The organism is Leptothoe sp. ISB3NOV94-8A (assembly GCF_043421595.1).
GTDB lineage: Bacteria > Cyanobacteriota > Cyanobacteriia > Phormidesmidales > Phormidesmidaceae > Leptothoe > Leptothoe turfae.
The window spans coordinates 4,476,609-4,493,548 of record NZ_JAXSQW010000001.1; the positions used below are offsets into that span (position 1 = coordinate 4,476,609).

Genomic DNA, 16,940 nt, shown 5'->3' on the forward strand with positions numbered 1-16,940 from the left:
CGCACGATAGCAGGATTTTGGGACATTATGATGAAATCAAGATTGAAGCTCAAAAACAAGGTGTGCGAGTTTGGTATTGGGATACGGCTGGAAAATCATTTTCAAATACCCCATCGCATTCATGGAACTGGCTAGGAGGTTTAGATACGCCCTTCCTTAATGCATCCAGTAGCGAGAAACAACAAAAGCAAGAAAACATTTATTGCATTTTTGTTGAGTCTGAATACGATGGCACACTCTCATCCGGCCAAAGAGATTTATACCAGGTTTTGTTGGAGCTACAGCAGACAACAGTTTATGCCGTTGTTATAGTAGAGCAACTTATGAACAAACTTGGTTTGAAAACTCCGATGCCTGTATTGAAGAGATTAGAAAATCTTCAATATCTCAAGGCAATATCTGGATTAAAAGTCTAGTGGACTAAGTCGGGCCTAAAGTAGCTAACTGTCACACAGGTCAAGCCCCATTCCTTCGTTGGGGGCTATGAGTGAAACGGGCGTAACTACGTTGACTAGTTGCATCCTCCCGCAAACCTTCTGAATATGATTGATTCATACTTACTGAGATACGAAAGTAGAAAGACGAGATTAGAAGTAGAACTTGATAGTAATTTTCAACCTGCCCAAAGAAAGCTGTTGCAAGCACAGCATCATCTTATTGTTGAATTTATTACTATCTTAAAATCACTTCAGGATTAACTAGATTCCAAACAGACTTAAGCACCAATTTCTCTGGTTAGTTTTAGATATGACAGAATCCCGTTTTGAAATACATGAATCTGTTGCTAACTACTTGGTTGTAGACACTGCAGTTTCAGACTTTATATTCGACGAGTACGCTGATGCTCATGGGTATTGGATAGTTTGTTCAACTCCAGACAAGAGTCAATTAACCCCAAACAGACTTAAGCTCCGCTTCACCTCTCACACTGCCCGTATAGTGCCTCAAAATAGTCTCCTCACTATTGCCAGTGATGGAGGCTATTTCGCTTATAGACCAGCCTTGGTCGATTGCCTGAGAGATAAAACTGTGTCTCGTATTGTACGGCTTGCGGTAGGGCACATTGGCAGCGGCCAGCGCCGGTGTCCAATGTCGCTTTCTAAAATTATGGTCATCAATGGGGTTACCCTTGGGACTGGTAAACACTAAATCATCGTCGCGGACCGTGGCTGATCGCCTGGCGCGAAACATAGCGACCAGGTCAGGCGATAGCTTAAATGCTCTACTCCGATTGGTCTTAGTCGGCTTCCGTTCACCACGTCCCCACGACTCACCAATCCAGATGCGATCGCAATTTTCCGATAGGTGCTTCCACCTCAAACCGGCAGCTTCACCCGTCCGGCAACCAACCCCCATCAGGAATTTAACGAAGTCCAAGTAATGGGCATGGTTAGCTTCAAACTCGTCGAGGATGCGGCCATATTCATCTTGAGTAAAGGGTCTGGGGCGTTGCTTCGGAGGCACCTTCACCCTGACATTGACCCATGGGTTTTCGGCTACCAGCTTCTTGCCGATCGCCCAGCTCCAGCAACTGCGAATCATGCCGATACGTTCCTTCGCTGTTGACGGGGCCAGGCGCTTCACCAGCCAATCACGAAAGTCTAAAGCATGGTCCTCAATGACCCGCTCCGCCTGGCGGCTACCAAAGTAAGTTTCAAGTTGCGATCGCAACCCAAGATACTTATCTAGTGAGCGTTTTGTCACCTGTCGACGTTTCCAGTCAACGAATTTCTGATAGAGTTCCACGACTGTCAGGCTATCGACCGACTCATATCTGTACTTGACCAAAGATTTATCAAATTGACCAGACAGGATGTCTGCTCTAATGATGGCCCCTTTAGCCTCTGCTAAGCTGCGGTTTGCCGGTGTATTGAGCAAGCCCACCGCCATGGTGTAACGCTTTCCCTGGTGGTTCCACCGCAGTCGAAGCCACCCTTTATCTACATGTAGTGCGATTTGCCCCTTAAGGGCTTTCTTTTGCTTAGGCTCAGTCACCAGTTTTCGTCGACCAACTATCGACCAGTTTATGGCGTATTGTGACGTGACAATGACGCTTTCAGGCGTCACCGTCGACCAATTGATACTTGACGAACCCTGGCTTTAAAAACACAAAAACCGCTGATACCAGCGGTTTTCAAGAATCGGAGCGGCGGGATTTGAACCCACGACCCCTACTACCCCAAGGTAAAAAGCACATACCTGAAGTGTTACCTAATAAAGGTTTTAGAGCATGACCAGTACATGCGCACCTGCCACGCACCCAATAGAAGAGTGGTGCCCTGGTAAGAGATAATTTAGCTGAAACCTTTGCTGAGATTGGGTTTAAAGGTGGTGCCCTGGGAGAGGTGCGACATTAGAAGAATTTGTAAAGTACAAAGCCAACCAGGAAATTGATATGCCTGATAGAGCATGCAGAGATTGGATTTGAGGGTGGTCAGTTTTTTAGCACAATATTGTGCCAAAAACTCGTGCCTGTAAATTGCACGATAATCATCAGAGGTTTGGAGCAGGGTTTCTATCAGTAGTGCCTACCGAGCGGACGTAGGAGCCATTGTTCATATCTGGCCACTACTGATAGAAACCTCAAAATGATCCTCTGGAGCGTGGTAATCGGGATAAGAGTGTACTACCCCCGGTTGAGTGTTCTGTAGGAAGAAGATCAGAAACCGTGTCTATCGTGTCTATGAAATGATTAAAAATAATTGAAAGCATTGATATATATAGGTTTTATTCTTTATTTATGTATATAAAAGCGTGTCTATAGCGTGTCTGTTTATATGCAAACCGTGTCTATGTAGACACGGTTTTTAGAATTTTGGGGCTATCTCGGTTGTAATTTGAAATCGGATATAGATGGGTGTACTACTCTTCGCCCGGATGAGACCATTAGAACGACCTTAGGGAGTGTAGTTAGGGATAAGGGATTGCTACTCCCTTCGGTTGGTATCGAGCGACCCTTAGGGAGCCTCGTTCGATGGAACCTGTGATCGCATATTGCGCGCCACCCGTTCGCCTCGTTCCGGTTGATTAATTGCTACAATACAGGTGAACTATTAGCTATCTTTTCTTATGAATAGGAAACAGCGACGTGCTAACCAGAAAGCGCACCGGATTGCATTAAAGCGAACTCAGAAGCATGCCAAAAAACTTGCCTTAAAGCGTGGCAGAAGTCTAGCTGAAGCTGATATGGAGGCAAGCCTTATACCGTTAGCGTTCAAAGATGAACTCTGGCATCCTGAAACCAATCTAGGTGAAGCGTTAGAGAATCTTTCAAAGGGATTTTCAAGTTAGAAAAATTTTGGAAAAACAATTGGGTGAATTTTTGAAAGAAAAATCTGGAAAAGACACTTCTTTGGGGTTATCTAAACTCACAGAAACTCGTTAATTCAGAGCCTTAATTGAATTAAGAATAAATTGATTTTAACGATTTTCCAGGGTAAATTTTCATTCGATTTTTTTGAAGTAAAAATTTAAGAAATGCGCGTTTTAAGGGTTACCCCACCCTCTATGTGCAGACCTAAGACCTTTTTAATCAGAGGGGGGTATCCAGGTTAGTACGAACTATTAGAACTATCTAGATCCCTTGCAAGCTAAAGACTTGACCAGCATATAGCTACACATAAAAGGTGATTAATGATGGCACGACGACGGTGGACAAAGGAGCAGCGTGAACGGCAAGCACGGTTGATCCAGGATTGGAAACCCTGGGAGAAGAGCACAGGTCCACGCACGGCTGAAGGCAAGCAGCGTAGTGCGTTGAATAGTTCGTTCATCCCGCCCGATAGTAAAGGCCCACTGGCTAAGCTTGCGGGTAAGTGGCCCCCTGGTTACATCCCCACCACGACTGAAATCATCGAAGCACTCGAAGAAGATCGCCAAATTGAAAAGCAGGAAGTAATATCCCGCTGGGCAAAGCTTTTCCGCAAGGGTGTTGAGCAAAGAGCGACTGCAAAAACAGCGGCTGAGCATCAACCTAGACCCGCCAAAGCAGGCCAATCTTGGCACTGTAAATGTCCAGACTGTTTAGCGATCGCAAAACGGCAGAGTCAATAAAAATGACCTGTCCGGAATGAGCTGAGAGGGATAATGCTACCAAACGAGCACACCCCCTAAAGCAGCTTATGGATTGCTGGACGGTGGCAACTGTACTTGCTCGATAGGAATGCTCAGCTTTTCGGTTAGCTCGATGACGTTGTTAGTGAAGTCGGTAAGGTCGGTGAGTAGATTTGCGCTCTCAACCAGCTTTTTCAACCGGCGACTGATGCGGCTTTGATCGGTTTCTGGCTTAGCGAGGTCATCTTGCAGCGCTTCAATTGTATCGAGGACTTCATCTTTTTGGTCGGTAGGAAATGTCTGGGCCTGGTCGCGAAGGGTGGTGATTAGGCGGGTGATGTCTTCCGTGTTGGGGCCGTAGTTGTTGATGGTGCCACCCACCTGATCGCCTTGAACAGTTTCGGCAAAACCACCGGCAAACTGCGCATTGCTGAGGTCGTACTTAGGAGCGTTGTTCTCTGCTACAGCAGTTGCCTCAACATTGACAATAGAATCACGAGCAGCAAGGATTTTAACGACTTCCATTAGGTCTGGTGCAGATTGTCGAGATTGCTGACGATAGGCGTCTAATAATTCATCTTTTAGAGATTCAGTCTGCTGACGATAACGGATTATTTCACCCTCTTTAGCTGCTAACTGTTCACGATACTGGGCTTCAAGTTGTTTGAGATTAATCTCGTATCGTTCGTAGGCTACCTTCTCAATCTCAGCTTTATCAGCCTCTGGTGGCACTGCTAAACGGATTTCAAAGCTGTTCTGTTCTTTGCGCTCAATGCCTTGAACCGCCAAGTTTTCATTGCCGTATTGGGATTTTAGGTCTTGGAACGAAGTTAAGAAGGCTTTCCAGTCAACACCATCAACAAAGAATAGATCGACTGTTTCTAAGAATTTTTGGAACCGTTGGGTAAATTCTTCTGGTTGGAAGCTACCGCCATGGGGACGACGCTCTTGAGCGTTTTCCTTAAGGTAGACATGCTCACAAACAACATCCTTAAGGTTCGTGGCACTGTTGATATTCCAGTCTTCGATACACGCACCAGTCAAAGTAGCTTGTTGAAAATCAACACCAATGGCTTCAGCTTTGTAGAAGCTAGCTCCCGTCGCATCAGCTTTGTAGAAACTGGCACTACCCAACTTAGTTTCAATAAATTGAGCCTTTTCACAAATAGCTTGGGTTAGGTCTGCCTGGCGCAAGTCAGCCCCTACTAAATCAGTCCGAAACAAATTAGCTTGGGTCAGATTCGCATCACAAAGTATAGCCTGACTCAAATCGACTCCCGCGAGATTGGAGTATTGCAAACGCCCCCAGCTTAAATTAGCCGATTTGAGATTGGCTTTAACCAGATACGCTTTCTGGAGATTTGCCTCCTGAAGATACGCTCCCTGGAGATTTGCTCCCAGTAGCATCGCCCCTCGCAGATCGGCCTGCATAAAATTAGTTGCAACCAGCTGAGCCTGTGTAAAGTTAGCTTTTTGCAGCTTGGCACAACTAAAACAAGTCTGACGTAAGTTAGCTTTTTCCAACTTCACTCCACGTAGGTTAGCTCCACGTAGGTTGGCTCCACGTAGGTCGACTTCACGTAGGTCGACTTCACGCAGGTCAGCTCCATTCAGATCGACTGCATTCAGGTTAGCTCCACTCAGGTTAGCGCCACTCAGGTTAGCGCCACTCAGGTTAGCTCCACGCAAGTCGGCTTCACTCAGGTTAGCTCTAATCAGGTTAGCTCCACTCAGGTCGGCTTCACTCAGGTCGGCTTCACTCAGGTCAGCGCCACACAGGTCGGCTCCTCGCAGATTGGCTCTAATCAGGTTGGCTCCACGCAGGTTGACTCCATTTAAGTCGGCTCTAATCAGATTTGCTTCACTTAGCTCGGCTTCACTTAGCTCGGCTTCGTGCAAATCGGCTCCACGCAGGTTGGCTCCATTCAAGTCGGCTACACTCAGGTCGGCTCTACCCAAGTCAGCTACACGCAGGTTGGCTCCATTCAAGTCGGCTCTAATCAGATTTGCTTTACGTAGGTCGGCTACACGCAAATCTGCTTCACGCAGGTTGGCTACACGCAAGTCGGCCCTATCTAGGTCAGCTACATGCAAGTTGGCCCCATTTAGGTTAGCTCCACGCAAGTCGGTTCTAATTAGATTTGCTTCATGCAAGTCAGCACCACTCAGGTCAGCGCCACTCAGGTTGGATTCCCTCAGGTCAGCACTACTCAGGTCAGCACCACTCAGGTCAGCGCCACTCAGGTCAGCGCCACTCAGGTCAGCGCCACTCAGGTTGGATTCCTTCAGGTCGACTTCCCTCAGATTGGCACCACTCAGGTCAAGTTTAACCTTAGGATTCCCAATTCTCCAACGCTTCCAGCCCTCTACTCCCCGGTTAAGCCGCCTCAAATGATTCACATTCGCCACGCCACCACCCTCACTTCAACAACTCAGCCGACACACCTGAAAACGTTCGTTTTTCTTCAACTTCAGCAGCAACAACCTTCAAAAATCCAACGCTGGCCACTCCAACTCAATCAACCGCGTCAACTAGGATTTTTTCCATTCGTCAATCGCTCCCACAACGAAAGCGGCGACGGGATGGTCAATAGCACTTTCAAACGCTTTCATTCCACCAGCAGTGAGGGCAGCGACGGCACGTTGTTTGAAGGTTGGATTGGCTTCGATTTGGGCAATAGCTTGGGTAGCCAGGGTCATCTTTTCGGTCATGGTCTCAGCTGGGGCGGTTTGCTCTAGCTGCTTGAGTAAGGCTTGGATTTCGGCTGCAGCCTCTGCAAGGGAGGGTGTTTTACTAGCTTGGTTATTGATCGTGCCACCGACCTGGTCGCCTTTGACGGTTTCGGCAAACCCCCCGGCAAACTGAGCATTACGGAGGTCATATTTTGGGGCGTTTGAACCTTGTTCAGACATATTTACATCTCCTTGGTTATGGTATTGGCTAACAAACGTTTGTGACGGTCGATCAATTGCTGTATCAACCATGCGGGCTAGCATTTTGACTTGTTTATCTTTTTCAATAAGGAGTGCTTGTAATGCCTCTGGGGGCAGAGTAAGCAAGTAATCGTAGCGCTCAAAATACTGACTGTTCAGCTCAGATAAATCAGCTTGGGGATCTGTCTCAGCACGGAGCAGGAGTTTATCTCGATTTTTGCCTCGTTTCTCCATAGAAACGATTTCCATCTCAGCTTCTGGATGGTTTTGCTGGAGGTCATGGTATGCGATCGCAACTGCACGAGGATCTACCGCTTGGTTATGGTATAGGTCCAGGGTTTCGACCATCGGAGCGATGAAGTCAGAAAACTCTCCATCCGCAAAGGTCTTGTTCCAATCATCAGGTTTACGACGGGGATTGGGATCTGGATGTCTTTCAGAGGGCAAGCGCATAAAGACATAGTCACAGCGAATGCCATCGAGTTTGGTACGAGTGGTAATGCCCCAATCTTCGATATAGGCTCCGGTCAGAGTGGAACCAGTTAAGTCAGCAACATCGAGCTGAGTTTGGACTAGCTTGGCGTCGGATAGGTCAGCTTCTTGCAGGTAGGCACAGTTGAGGTTAGCACCGATGAAACTGGTGTTAGCGAGATTAGCCCCTTGCAGCACTCCATAACTGAGATTAGAGCCCGTAAAATCCGCTTTGAACAGGTTTGCACCTTGCAAGTTGATACCCGAGAGATTGAGCAGATGGTCATAGGACTGTCCCTGCCCATTGCCCGTTAGTACTAACTCACGAATTTTAGAATTGTTGAGATAAGTCTCTCCCGGACGTACACGGTCCAGTTTTTCAGCATCCCGCCAACAGGTACGACGTAGCACTGCTCGCCTAAAGTCAGTACTTTTGAGACATGCTTGAGAAAAATCAGCATCTGTGAGCGTCGCCCCTCGAAAACTAGAGCCGCCGATAGCGGCAAACGCGATAGCAACAGAACGTATCCAAGCATCTCGCTCATCTCCCTTAAACGCTCGCCAGCCAATATAGGCACTCACCAACGCCACAGCTACTACTAAAGCTATGGCTACGGCGCGGATTCCAGTGATGAATCCAGCTATGGATATGGATATAGATAAGGCTACGGTTCCAGCTACGGTTCCAGCTACGGCTATAGACGTGACTACAGCTATAGCTACAGCGACGATAACGACTCCGAATCCGGCTATGGTTATGGCTAAAGCTATACTTATGGGCCTGCCTATGGCCATCAATCCAGCTCCGGATAGGCCCGCAATTACACCTGGAGCTATGACTGCTACACCTATGACTGCATATCTAAAACCTTTACAGAGAAGCAGGAATAAAAAGATAACGGCAACCGCTAATGAGGCCCAACCAACAATCTGATTTTGAGGTTTACCAGAGTCATAGAGTAGGTTAACAGTAGCGCCGACAAACCCTGAAAAAATTTCTAGAATTGTAGACGTTAATAATGAAGAAACAACAATCCCCGCTGCCCAACGCTTCTGCAATCCAGCTGTAGCCTGAGCAAAATTCGCCCCAGTCAAATTCGCATTGGTGAAGTCCGTACTACGGATATCAGCCCCGCTAAAATCTGCACCTGATAAGTCTTTGCCCTTAAAGTTTTGACCTCTGAGACTGACTCCTTTGAAGTCTCGCTCACCTTTCTCATAGAGTCGCAGCACCTCAGCGGCTTTCATGTCCTAGCTCCATGCACCCAATCACCCAGCAATACCTTTTTAACTCATCAAGTTCAGCTAATGCTTCTACTGATCGAATTCTGGGCTATTTGCTAAGCAACTCAGCCAAAACCCTCGAAATTCTTTGCTTTCCTTCTAATACTGTCTTTAGGATTGCTGATCACTGTCCCACGTCAACTACTCCAAAGGCATGGCTGCAAAGTGTTTCCGTAGCAGATCATGCACGAAGCGATAGCGACCACCCGTTCTTTGGATGAATCGGTGTTTAACAGCATGGTCAAGGAACCGGGCGTAGTTCCATGGGGTATGTCCGTTGATTGTGAGAACTACACGTAGGGCAAAATGTTGAATAGCTGCTTTTAATCCGAAAATCAGTCCAAAACTAAGCCCAAATACTAACCCGACACCCAGTCCGACACTCAGTCCGATACTCAGTCCGAAAAGCAATCCAAAAATTAGTCCGACACTTAGTCCGAAACTCAGTCCACTTATTAAAGTAACAACGATTGAGTTCTGAAAAGATCTCCAAATCCCCTGGTTAGGAAAGTTTTTTTCATTGATTAGTTCATTACTTAGTCCAACACTCAGTCCAAAACTAAGCACAGTACTCAGTCCAAAACTAAGTCCACCAATCAGTCCGCCAATTAGCCCGCCGCTCAGCTCAGGATCCAATCCAATGCTCAGTCCGCAAGTCAGCGCGAAAATCATTATGATACTCAGAACGATTCCTAATCCATCAGAGAATGAAAATCTCAGTTTTTCACGTAGTTGAATAGCTGAGATTTTCAACCTTTCGCCCATCCCTTCACGTATCACGCCAATCAGTCCACCAATCAGCCCACCAATCAGCCCACAGGGCAGACTGAAAAATAGCCAAGCAATTAATCCGAAAAATAATGCGGAAAGCAAACGTTCAATCAAGCCCATAATATACACATGGGAAAAAACGCTAATTAGCCCAGCAGCAATTAATCCGAGAATTAGTGCGACAATCGACCCAACGCTCAGTCCGGCACGTAACCCGTCTATCAGGCCTTTGTGGAACTCGATAACTAGCCCACTAATCAGGCCAACAATTACTCCAACAATTAGTCCAACAATTGGTCCACCAATCAGCCCGCAAGGCAGCCCACCAATCAGCCCGCAAGGCAGCCCAACAATCAGCCTAAAAATCAATTCATAAAGATGCATTTCTTTTTGGGATTGGTACAGCGAGCTAGGTTGTAAGCATTCGATTAAAAACTCGGTTTCATCAGAAATTTCCAGCTCTTGAGCTAGCCATATTAAGTAAACACATGTCTGATGAGAATTGGGAGCTTTATGAGGAGGGTAAACATCTGAATGCTTCTCTTTGAGCTTTTGTGCAATAAAGGCATCAAACAATTCCTGCTCGTTACGAATTGGATTACCCTGATACGCCACCACCATCATAAAAAGGAACAGTGGCTTCTGGGATAGTTTTAGTAAAGCTGAACTATTCTTGATATTCTTCCAAAGGCTCAGTCGATTTAATTCTTCAAAATACTGACGGATTTGATCTTCTTTCAGAGTCTCTAAATAAATAGCCCCATTCAACCCATCCAGTTCAATTTGGCCTGCTTCATACTCTTCTCGACGGCAACAAACTACTAACTCTGATGTACGAGTTGTTTCTAGAAATTGGTTAATCTTTGCAATGCATTGTTTTTGTTTAGTCAGCCCTAGCTCATCTAATCCATCCAGCATCAGCAGTATGTGGTTACCTAGTAACCATTGCTGTGTGGTGACTTCTGACAGACTATAGAGTCTATCTAGTTGGCTTGCTACCCATTTATCAATAGATTCCCCATTCCAGCTCGACAGCTCTAGAATCATGGGCACCGGATGCTGAGCATTCTCCTCTACCCGAGCAACCAAGTCTTTAGCCAGCTGCAGCAATTCAGTTGTTTTCCCAGCGCCCGGCTCTCCTAGAATGAGTAGCTTTCCTGCAATATCCGGTCGCTCAAAAACCTCAATGATTTTCTGTTTGAGCTTTAAGTCCAGCGGTGGTTTATTGCCTTTTGGATGTAGTACCCGGTTGACAGCCTGAAAGCTGGGCTCACCGTCCTTGGGTGGGTCTTCAGGAACCAGCTCATACTTAGGGGTACCTACCCGTTGCCGCTGGTCTTCCATATAGAGATCCAGCTTGACCAGCTCATGCAAAGACGTAGCTAAACGAAGGTTGACTTCTTTTTTGACGATTTTCAGTAGCTGTTTGCGAGTGTGTTCTAGCTGGTCTGTAGAGGGTTGAGATCGCTGAAAGGGGCTTGGGACACCTAACCAACTAAGAATTCCAGATAACTGGTCACCAACAGTGAGGAGAAATACAAGAACGACAGATCCCAAAAAGAGCACCGTCCATGCCCTGGGAGACATTAGCTGCTCAAGCTGCTCAAGTAGATTGGACAAAGGATCGGATTGAGTAGCTGACTCAGCCAGCAGCCATGCTACAGCACTCAGCATCACCTCTGCTCCTGTTGCACTTGCTTCAGAGCTTCTTCGTCCTTGAGCCGCCGAATCAACGCCTTGACTTGAGCCTCAAAGCGAATCGGTACTCTAACAAGCTTGGTGGTTCGTCCAGTGGCAGGTCTACTCATTTCCGATAACGGTTAACCGCGTTATCAGGAGTATACAGCTGGTTTATCGGGATTCCGTAAGCATTAAATAACCCCCGATGCACTGAGCACCAGGGGCGGCTTTTTATAAGAAATTTAATGGGGCAGTATGTCTGCCATCTATACCTACAGTGCCCAGGTTTAGATTCCTGACATCTATCAAGCAAACCAGCTTTAATAGGCTATAGATACAGAAAACGGCTCCCAACCGCCAAGTTAGAGCCGCTTTCAAAGTATGTAACCTGTAGCCCTATGGTAGCCGATGGTTCGGATTTTTTTGGCTCATGCCAGTGAAGATAAGGATGCTGTTATTGATCTGTACAATCGGCTCAAGGCTCAAGGTTTCAAGCCTTGGTTAGATAAGAAGGATTTATTACCGGGGCAAAACTGGCGAGCTGAAATACCTAAGGCAATTCGAGAAAGTGACGTTTTCATTGCCTGTCTATCCAAGGAATCGGTTGCTAAGCAAGGCTATATTCAACGCGAATTTAGAATGGCCCTCCAGAAAATGGGAGATATGCCACCTGGAAAAATCTATCTAATTCCGGTCCGGTTAGATGATTGCCAAGTACCCGAGCTACGCCAAGAAGAATATGGAATAAACCTGGCAGATCTGCAGTGGGTGGATCTGTTTCAAGACGGGGAATTAGAACGGCTCGTGACGTCAATTGAGCTGCATTTTCCAAATGAGATCGCAACCCCAACTCCGAAACTTCCGACCTTTACCTTTGAAACTGTCAAGGTAAATAACGAAGGTTTTATTACTAGCCGAGAACAGAGAAGTGCTGAGTATTTCCGTCAGGAGCTGGGTAATGGTGCATATCTGGATATGGTGAAAATTCCTGGAGGAGTTTTCTGGATGGGATCTCCCAAGGATGAACTAGGGCATAGAGACTCGGAAAGTCCACAGCATAAAGTTACTGTGCCAACATTTTACATGGGCAAGTATCCAGTTACCCAACGTCAATGGTATGCGGTCTCTTTGTTACCTGATGCAGATAGTCATTTAGATCCCCATCCTTCCGGCTTCAAGGGGGACGATCTCCCTGTTGAGCAAGTGAGCTGGAATGAAGCGATTGAATTTTGCAAGCGTTTGTCTAGGCGTACAGGTAAGGATTATCGTTTGCCCAGTGAATCAGAGTGGGAATATGTCTGCCGAGCGGGGACAACAACGCGCTATTTCTGTGGAGATAAACTCACCAGGAAGCAGGCTAACTTTCACCGAAACCAAGGCACAACAACTGTAGTAGGTATTTATCCCCCCAATCCCTTTGGTCTCTATGATATGCATGGCAATGTTTGGGAATGGTGTCAGGACCATTGGCATGAAAACTATCATGGAGCACTAAGCGACGGCAGTACATGGATAAAGGACGGTGATTCCTTCTATCGAGTTCTTCGCGGGGGCTCCTGGCCCTACGATCTAGAGTATTGCCGCTCCGCCCGTCGCGACCTCAATCAACCTGGCCTCTGCAGCAACTATATTGGTTTTCGAGCAGTGTGTAGTGCCCCGAAGACTCCTCATTAGCACTTTCACTTTTTGCGCTGCTGCACTTTTCAGACATGAGATTGTCTCATATCAATACTATTAAATCTCAAGTCAATACAAAGATCATAATTCTCGATTGTCACACTTGCTGTCACATAAATATAGTCTTAGCTTGACACAAGTTGTCTTAGGATGACTTCATAAAACTGGTTGCGAGTGTGCCAGTTGTCCTAAAAACGATCAAAAATCTAGACTGATGGCTGTAACCCTTATAAATTCGTTGATTTCTAGTTTACGTTACTCCATTTTGTAAACTAGAGTAGAGGTGTTCATGAAAATCGCTCCTAAAATGTTCACGACTGCGAATTTTGATCTCTCCGAAACCGTTGCGGCTCCAGCTCGGAAAAAAGATGGCAAGGGTCAAGCTCGTCATCTAGGTGAAGAAGAGTTAGTCACGTTTTTCAATCACTTGCCGGATGAGAAATGGCAATGTGTATTTGCGATCGCATACTTCACTGGCTCTCGTATCTCTGAAGTACTGAGCTTAGATGTGAATGCGATTCAGTCCGATCGGATCGTGATTACTGTGCTGAAAGCTCGCAAACCCATGACGCGAGAAATTGCAATTCAGCCACAGTTGCAGACGTTTCTAGATGCCTACGACGCACCCGAAAGCGGGTATCTCTTCCCGGCCTACCAAAACAGTCAGCGTAAGACTCATGTTTCTCGGCAAGCTGCCCATAAAGTTTTGAAAGAGGTGATTGACGCTGCACCCGAGTTGGATGGAATTAGTACTCATAGTTTCCGTAGGAGCTTTGCTACGAACCTGCAGAAAGCGGGCAAGTCAGCAGCAGAAATCAGCCGATTACTAGGGCATAAGTCAACGACGATGACGGCTCGGTATATTGGGTAGTTTGTCTGTAACTAAAGGAGACTATTGCTTGTAAATTCAGCCTTAAGGCAAATAGGCAGCGCTAGGATGGTTGGCTATTAATTGGGTTTAATGATTACTTACTACCTGAATATTATTTAGTTCTATGACTAAGATAGTAGCTAGTTAGTTTGGTTTATTGATAAGGAATGAGCTTATATGAGTGGTTCAACGCCAATTTTTCAGAGAGGTGAAAAATATGTAAGAGGAGAAAATCAAACTAATACCTATCAAATTATTGTCAATGAGGAAGCTATTTCACCGGAATATGCTTACTTAAGCTATTATTCTCGAACTCAAAAGGGCTTAGGAAGTCTCTGTATATTTTCAAAAGAGGGATACTATAAAACAAGCAACTATACTATCGATGAATTAACTAATTCTTTTGAAGAGATATATATTTATGATTTATTTTCAACTAATTCTTTTGAAGATTTCTGGATAGATTCAATCTCAGTCAGGTCTGGAAGCCCTACAAGTCGAGAACCTGCCTACAGAGAAAAATATATTGAGTTTAAGTTTGAAATTGATATTGTCAATTGGAAAAAAGTCTGGTCACTAAAAGAGCACTTCAATAATTTCCATTCCTATATAAATGGCTATGAATTAAAATTTAATTCCCCAGAAGATTGTGGCCTTTTAGGCATACAATCAGATCATAGCAATACTAATCCAGTAGAATACGATATCTTTACCACCTTCATAAATGACTATGGTAGTTTTACCTTAAAGGATTTTTTGAACAGATGTATTGAGATCTTTAAGAAAGCAAACAGTGAAGTATTAGATAAATATCAGTCATCCTTAACTACTTACTCTTTAACTGAGCGCTTCAACTTTCCACCAGAAGTCAAAACAGCATGTGAACAATACCTTTTATATTTTGCTGAGTTCTTAAATGATATTGCTGGTATTGAAGTTGATACTAGTTTGAGCCCTGATGGTGAAAGTACTATATTTGCAGTTCAACCTAGAAATAGAGAAGAAGCATTAGATACGATTGGTCAATATCTAAAAGCTTACTTGCAGTTTCCAGGTAGCGAGTTAATCAATAAGATTCAAGTTTCCTCGGACCTAAGTTTGCAAGCACAAAGTCTAAAGATTCAAGTTGATAATCTGAAAAATCAATTAGATATAGCAAACCTAAAGCGTCAAATGATAGGTGCTGTGATCGAACTTAAGGATCAAAGTATTCAAGATAAAAATGCTGAAATTTCTCGATTAGGGCAACAGCTACAGGAAAATCAAATTACTATTCGAGTTTTAGCTGAATCACTTCAAAAGAAAGAAGATGAAGAATCTATATTAGGCGATGCATTAAAGGTCAAGGACTACGAAGCACCAGGTGGCTTAGTTATAGGTACTCCTGACATAGTAAGAAGGGTTAAGCGGTTTTTAGGACTTGATTGATGTTTATCCTTCAGCACTGAACCCGTTCCAAGCTTCAGTACAAACCCAAACACTGACAGTTGAGATCGCATCTTCACTGATGAGGGTGTGAGTGGTGCAAAGTCATCTCGACCGGAGTGGGATAAGTGCCTTGATCAGCTACGTAAAGGTGATGTCCTAGTGATATGGAAACTAGACCGAGCTGGCAGGAGTACCAAGCATCTGATTGAGGTGTCAGAGTTCCTGGAGTTCAAAGGTGTAGAACTGCGCTCTATTCAGGACCAGATCGATACCTCAACCGCTATGGGTAAGTTCTTCTTTCGCACCATGGCCAGTATTGCTGAGCTAGAACGGGACATTATCAAGGAGCGAACCGAAGCAGGCTTGAAAGCTGCTCGTGCCCGTGGTCGAAAAGGTGGTCGTAAGAAAACGGTTACCAAAGGTCAGGAGTTAGAGGCTAAGCGATTGGCTGATGCTGGAGAAATGCCTATCACAGAAATTTGTAAGCAGGTGGGTATCAGTCGGGCGACCTACTACCGTTTGGTTGGTTAAGTTGCCACTTAAATGGAAGTAATGAGTACCCAACCAAGCGATAGTAGGTCATTCGGCTACAAACCTTCAGAAATCAGGTAAGTCAGCTTAAGGTCATGTCTGAAGCCGTGGCTACCGCTAAACCTGAGCCGGAATCTAAACTATCTACTACCGACTGGTCCCAGGTGTCCAGCTCTGAGCTTAAAGGCAATCAGCCCCATGGTCTGAGGAGAAAATCAGACGCTCTACTGAGGCCATCCGGGCTTACAACGAGTTCAAAGAGTTAGGGCAGACGGCTCTAAGACTAACGTTAAACACCTGTCAGGCTCCCGCTATGGCACAATCAAAGCTTACTTTGCTGCCCATCCTGAGGTAGCTGATTACGATAAAAAGGAGTATGGCTTCAGTGTCTAGCATGATTGGGGTAAGACTCTATCGATGAAGTTAATTGAGTGGTAGGCATTCACGGTCAGCAGTTAGTGTCAATCGCAGTCGAACTATTGACACTGTTCAAACTATTGACACTGGGTAATATAAATTTTCAATCAAACTATTGACACCTTGCTTTGAGGAAAGGTTACTATAAGTGTACACAAAGTACGTAATATTCTACGTACTCGATGAAGTGTATGTATGAGCTACTAGATTCAAAGGCTAGTAGCAGTTTATCTGTTTCTTAGAAACTTAGGGATCTAGAACCGTGTCTTCTGCAATCACCGCAAACAGGCTCTATCAGGATGCCACTTTTTCTGCCACAGAGCTGAATCGTAAACCTGGTCAGATATTGGATGCAGCTTTGGAAGGACCTGTAACTATTCATCGGAATGGCGAAAGTTATGCGCTGATGAGTCGGAAGAGGGCGTCAGCTCTTTATGGCAAAACTGACAGTCTTGCTCAAGCTTTTGAAATTACCAACGCGGCTCACCGAATTAGACATGGTGAACAGATAAGTTCATCAAGCCGCTTTGCTTGGCTCAAAGCTTTTGACTCAGAAGAGTTAACAGATTTGATTGATGAAATCTCTGAGTCCTATCATCGCGCAATGGCCACTGATGATGGATGGAAACTTCTTCTTGGAATAATTCACGAATGGTGTGAAAGTGCAATCGCTATCGTTAGCGATGAGCTAGATGAGGCATGGAATGCAGAAGGTGATGAGGTGCCTCTAGATGAGACAAATAATAGTGATTCCATAGATGAATCTGTCTAGATAGGCACTCGCTTTCTTTATGATCGATGCTAAGAATAACTTAGCTACAAA

Annotated in this window: 13 protein-coding genes; 8 read left to right on the top strand and 5 right to left on the bottom strand. The window is 45.3% G+C overall.

Going from position 1 to position 16,940, the window contains the following annotated elements:
- The first annotated feature begins 17 nt into the window (after nucleotides 1-17).
- Nucleotides 18-416 carry a hypothetical protein gene (locus SPB21_RS18925; RefSeq protein WP_499867417.1) on the top strand — a complete coding sequence of 133 codons (399 nt, stop codon included), beginning with the start codon at nucleotides 18-20 and terminating at the stop codon, nucleotides 414-416.
- A 472-nt stretch (nucleotides 417-888) separates the two neighbouring features.
- Here the strand turns inward: SPB21_RS18925 and SPB21_RS18930 are convergent, their stop codons facing one another.
- Entirely contained in the window at nucleotides 889-1,995 is a 1,107-nt protein-coding gene (locus tag SPB21_RS18930; protein WP_499867419.1) for a tyrosine-type recombinase/integrase, read from the bottom strand.
- A 1,074-nt stretch (nucleotides 1,996-3,069) separates the two neighbouring features.
- Here SPB21_RS18930 and SPB21_RS18935 point away from each other — a divergent pair.
- Both SPB21_RS18935 and SPB21_RS18940 read left to right on the top strand, forming a co-directional pair.
- A complete protein-coding gene (locus SPB21_RS18935) occupies nucleotides 3,070-3,291 on the top strand; it encodes a hypothetical protein (protein ID WP_499867421.1) in 222 nt (73 codons plus the stop codon).
- A 342-nt stretch (nucleotides 3,292-3,633) separates the two neighbouring features.
- Entirely contained in the window at nucleotides 3,634-4,053 is a 420-nt protein-coding gene (locus SPB21_RS18940) for a hypothetical protein (protein WP_499867423.1), read from the top strand.
- Between the two features lie 66 nt (nucleotides 4,054-4,119).
- On the opposite strand, the gene SPB21_RS18945 is transcribed toward SPB21_RS18940, so the two are convergent.
- The 4 genes from SPB21_RS18945 to SPB21_RS18960 all read right to left on the bottom strand — a co-directional run bounded on the left by SPB21_RS18945 (nucleotide 4,120) and on the right by SPB21_RS18960 (nucleotide 11,321).
- A complete protein-coding gene (locus SPB21_RS18945; protein ID WP_499867424.1) occupies nucleotides 4,120-6,462 on the bottom strand; it encodes a pentapeptide repeat-containing protein in 2,343 nt (780 codons plus the stop codon).
- A 123-nt stretch (nucleotides 6,463-6,585) separates the two neighbouring features.
- A complete protein-coding gene (locus SPB21_RS18950) occupies nucleotides 6,586-8,706 on the bottom strand; it encodes a pentapeptide repeat-containing protein (RefSeq protein ID WP_499867426.1) in 2,121 nt (706 codons plus the stop codon).
- 177 nt (nucleotides 8,707-8,883) lie between these two features.
- Complete coding sequence (locus SPB21_RS18955) at nucleotides 8,884-11,187, bottom strand: NACHT domain-containing protein (RefSeq protein ID WP_499867427.1); 2,304 nt, start codon at nucleotides 11,185-11,187, stop codon at nucleotides 8,884-8,886.
- Entirely contained in the window at nucleotides 11,187-11,321 is a 135-nt protein-coding gene (locus tag SPB21_RS18960; protein ID WP_499867428.1) for a hypothetical protein, read from the bottom strand. The genes SPB21_RS18955 and SPB21_RS18960 overlap by 1 nt, the downstream gene beginning before the upstream one ends.
- A 280-nt stretch (nucleotides 11,322-11,601) precedes the next feature.
- On the opposite strand from SPB21_RS18960, the gene SPB21_RS18965 reads away from it, so the two are divergent.
- The 5 genes from SPB21_RS18965 (at nucleotide 11,602) to SPB21_RS18985 (ending at nucleotide 16,889) form a co-directional block, all read left to right on the top strand.
- Nucleotides 11,602-12,867, top strand: a complete 1,266-nt coding sequence (locus SPB21_RS18965; RefSeq protein ID WP_499867429.1) for an SUMF1/EgtB/PvdO family nonheme iron enzyme — start codon at nucleotides 11,602-11,604, stop codon at nucleotides 12,865-12,867.
- Between the two features lie 292 nt (nucleotides 12,868-13,159).
- Nucleotides 13,160-13,741 carry a tyrosine-type recombinase/integrase gene (locus SPB21_RS18970; protein ID WP_499867430.1) on the top strand — a complete coding sequence of 194 codons (582 nt, stop codon included), beginning with the start codon at nucleotides 13,160-13,162 and terminating at the stop codon, nucleotides 13,739-13,741.
- Nucleotides 13,742-13,918: 177 nt separating this feature from the next.
- The gene (locus tag SPB21_RS18975; protein ID WP_499867431.1) at nucleotides 13,919-15,169 is read left to right on the top strand and encodes a hypothetical protein; all 1,251 of its coding nucleotides are present in this window, start codon (nucleotides 13,919-13,921) and stop codon (nucleotides 15,167-15,169) included.
- A 69-nt stretch (nucleotides 15,170-15,238) separates the two neighbouring features.
- Nucleotides 15,239-15,700: a recombinase family protein gene (locus tag SPB21_RS18980; protein ID WP_499868724.1), complete on the top strand. Its 462-nt coding sequence runs from the start codon at nucleotides 15,239-15,241 to the stop codon at nucleotides 15,698-15,700.
- 679 nt (nucleotides 15,701-16,379) lie between these two features.
- Complete coding sequence (locus tag SPB21_RS18985) at nucleotides 16,380-16,889, top strand: hypothetical protein (protein WP_499867433.1); 510 nt, start codon at nucleotides 16,380-16,382, stop codon at nucleotides 16,887-16,889.
- Nucleotides 16,890-16,940 lie beyond the last annotated feature (51 nt).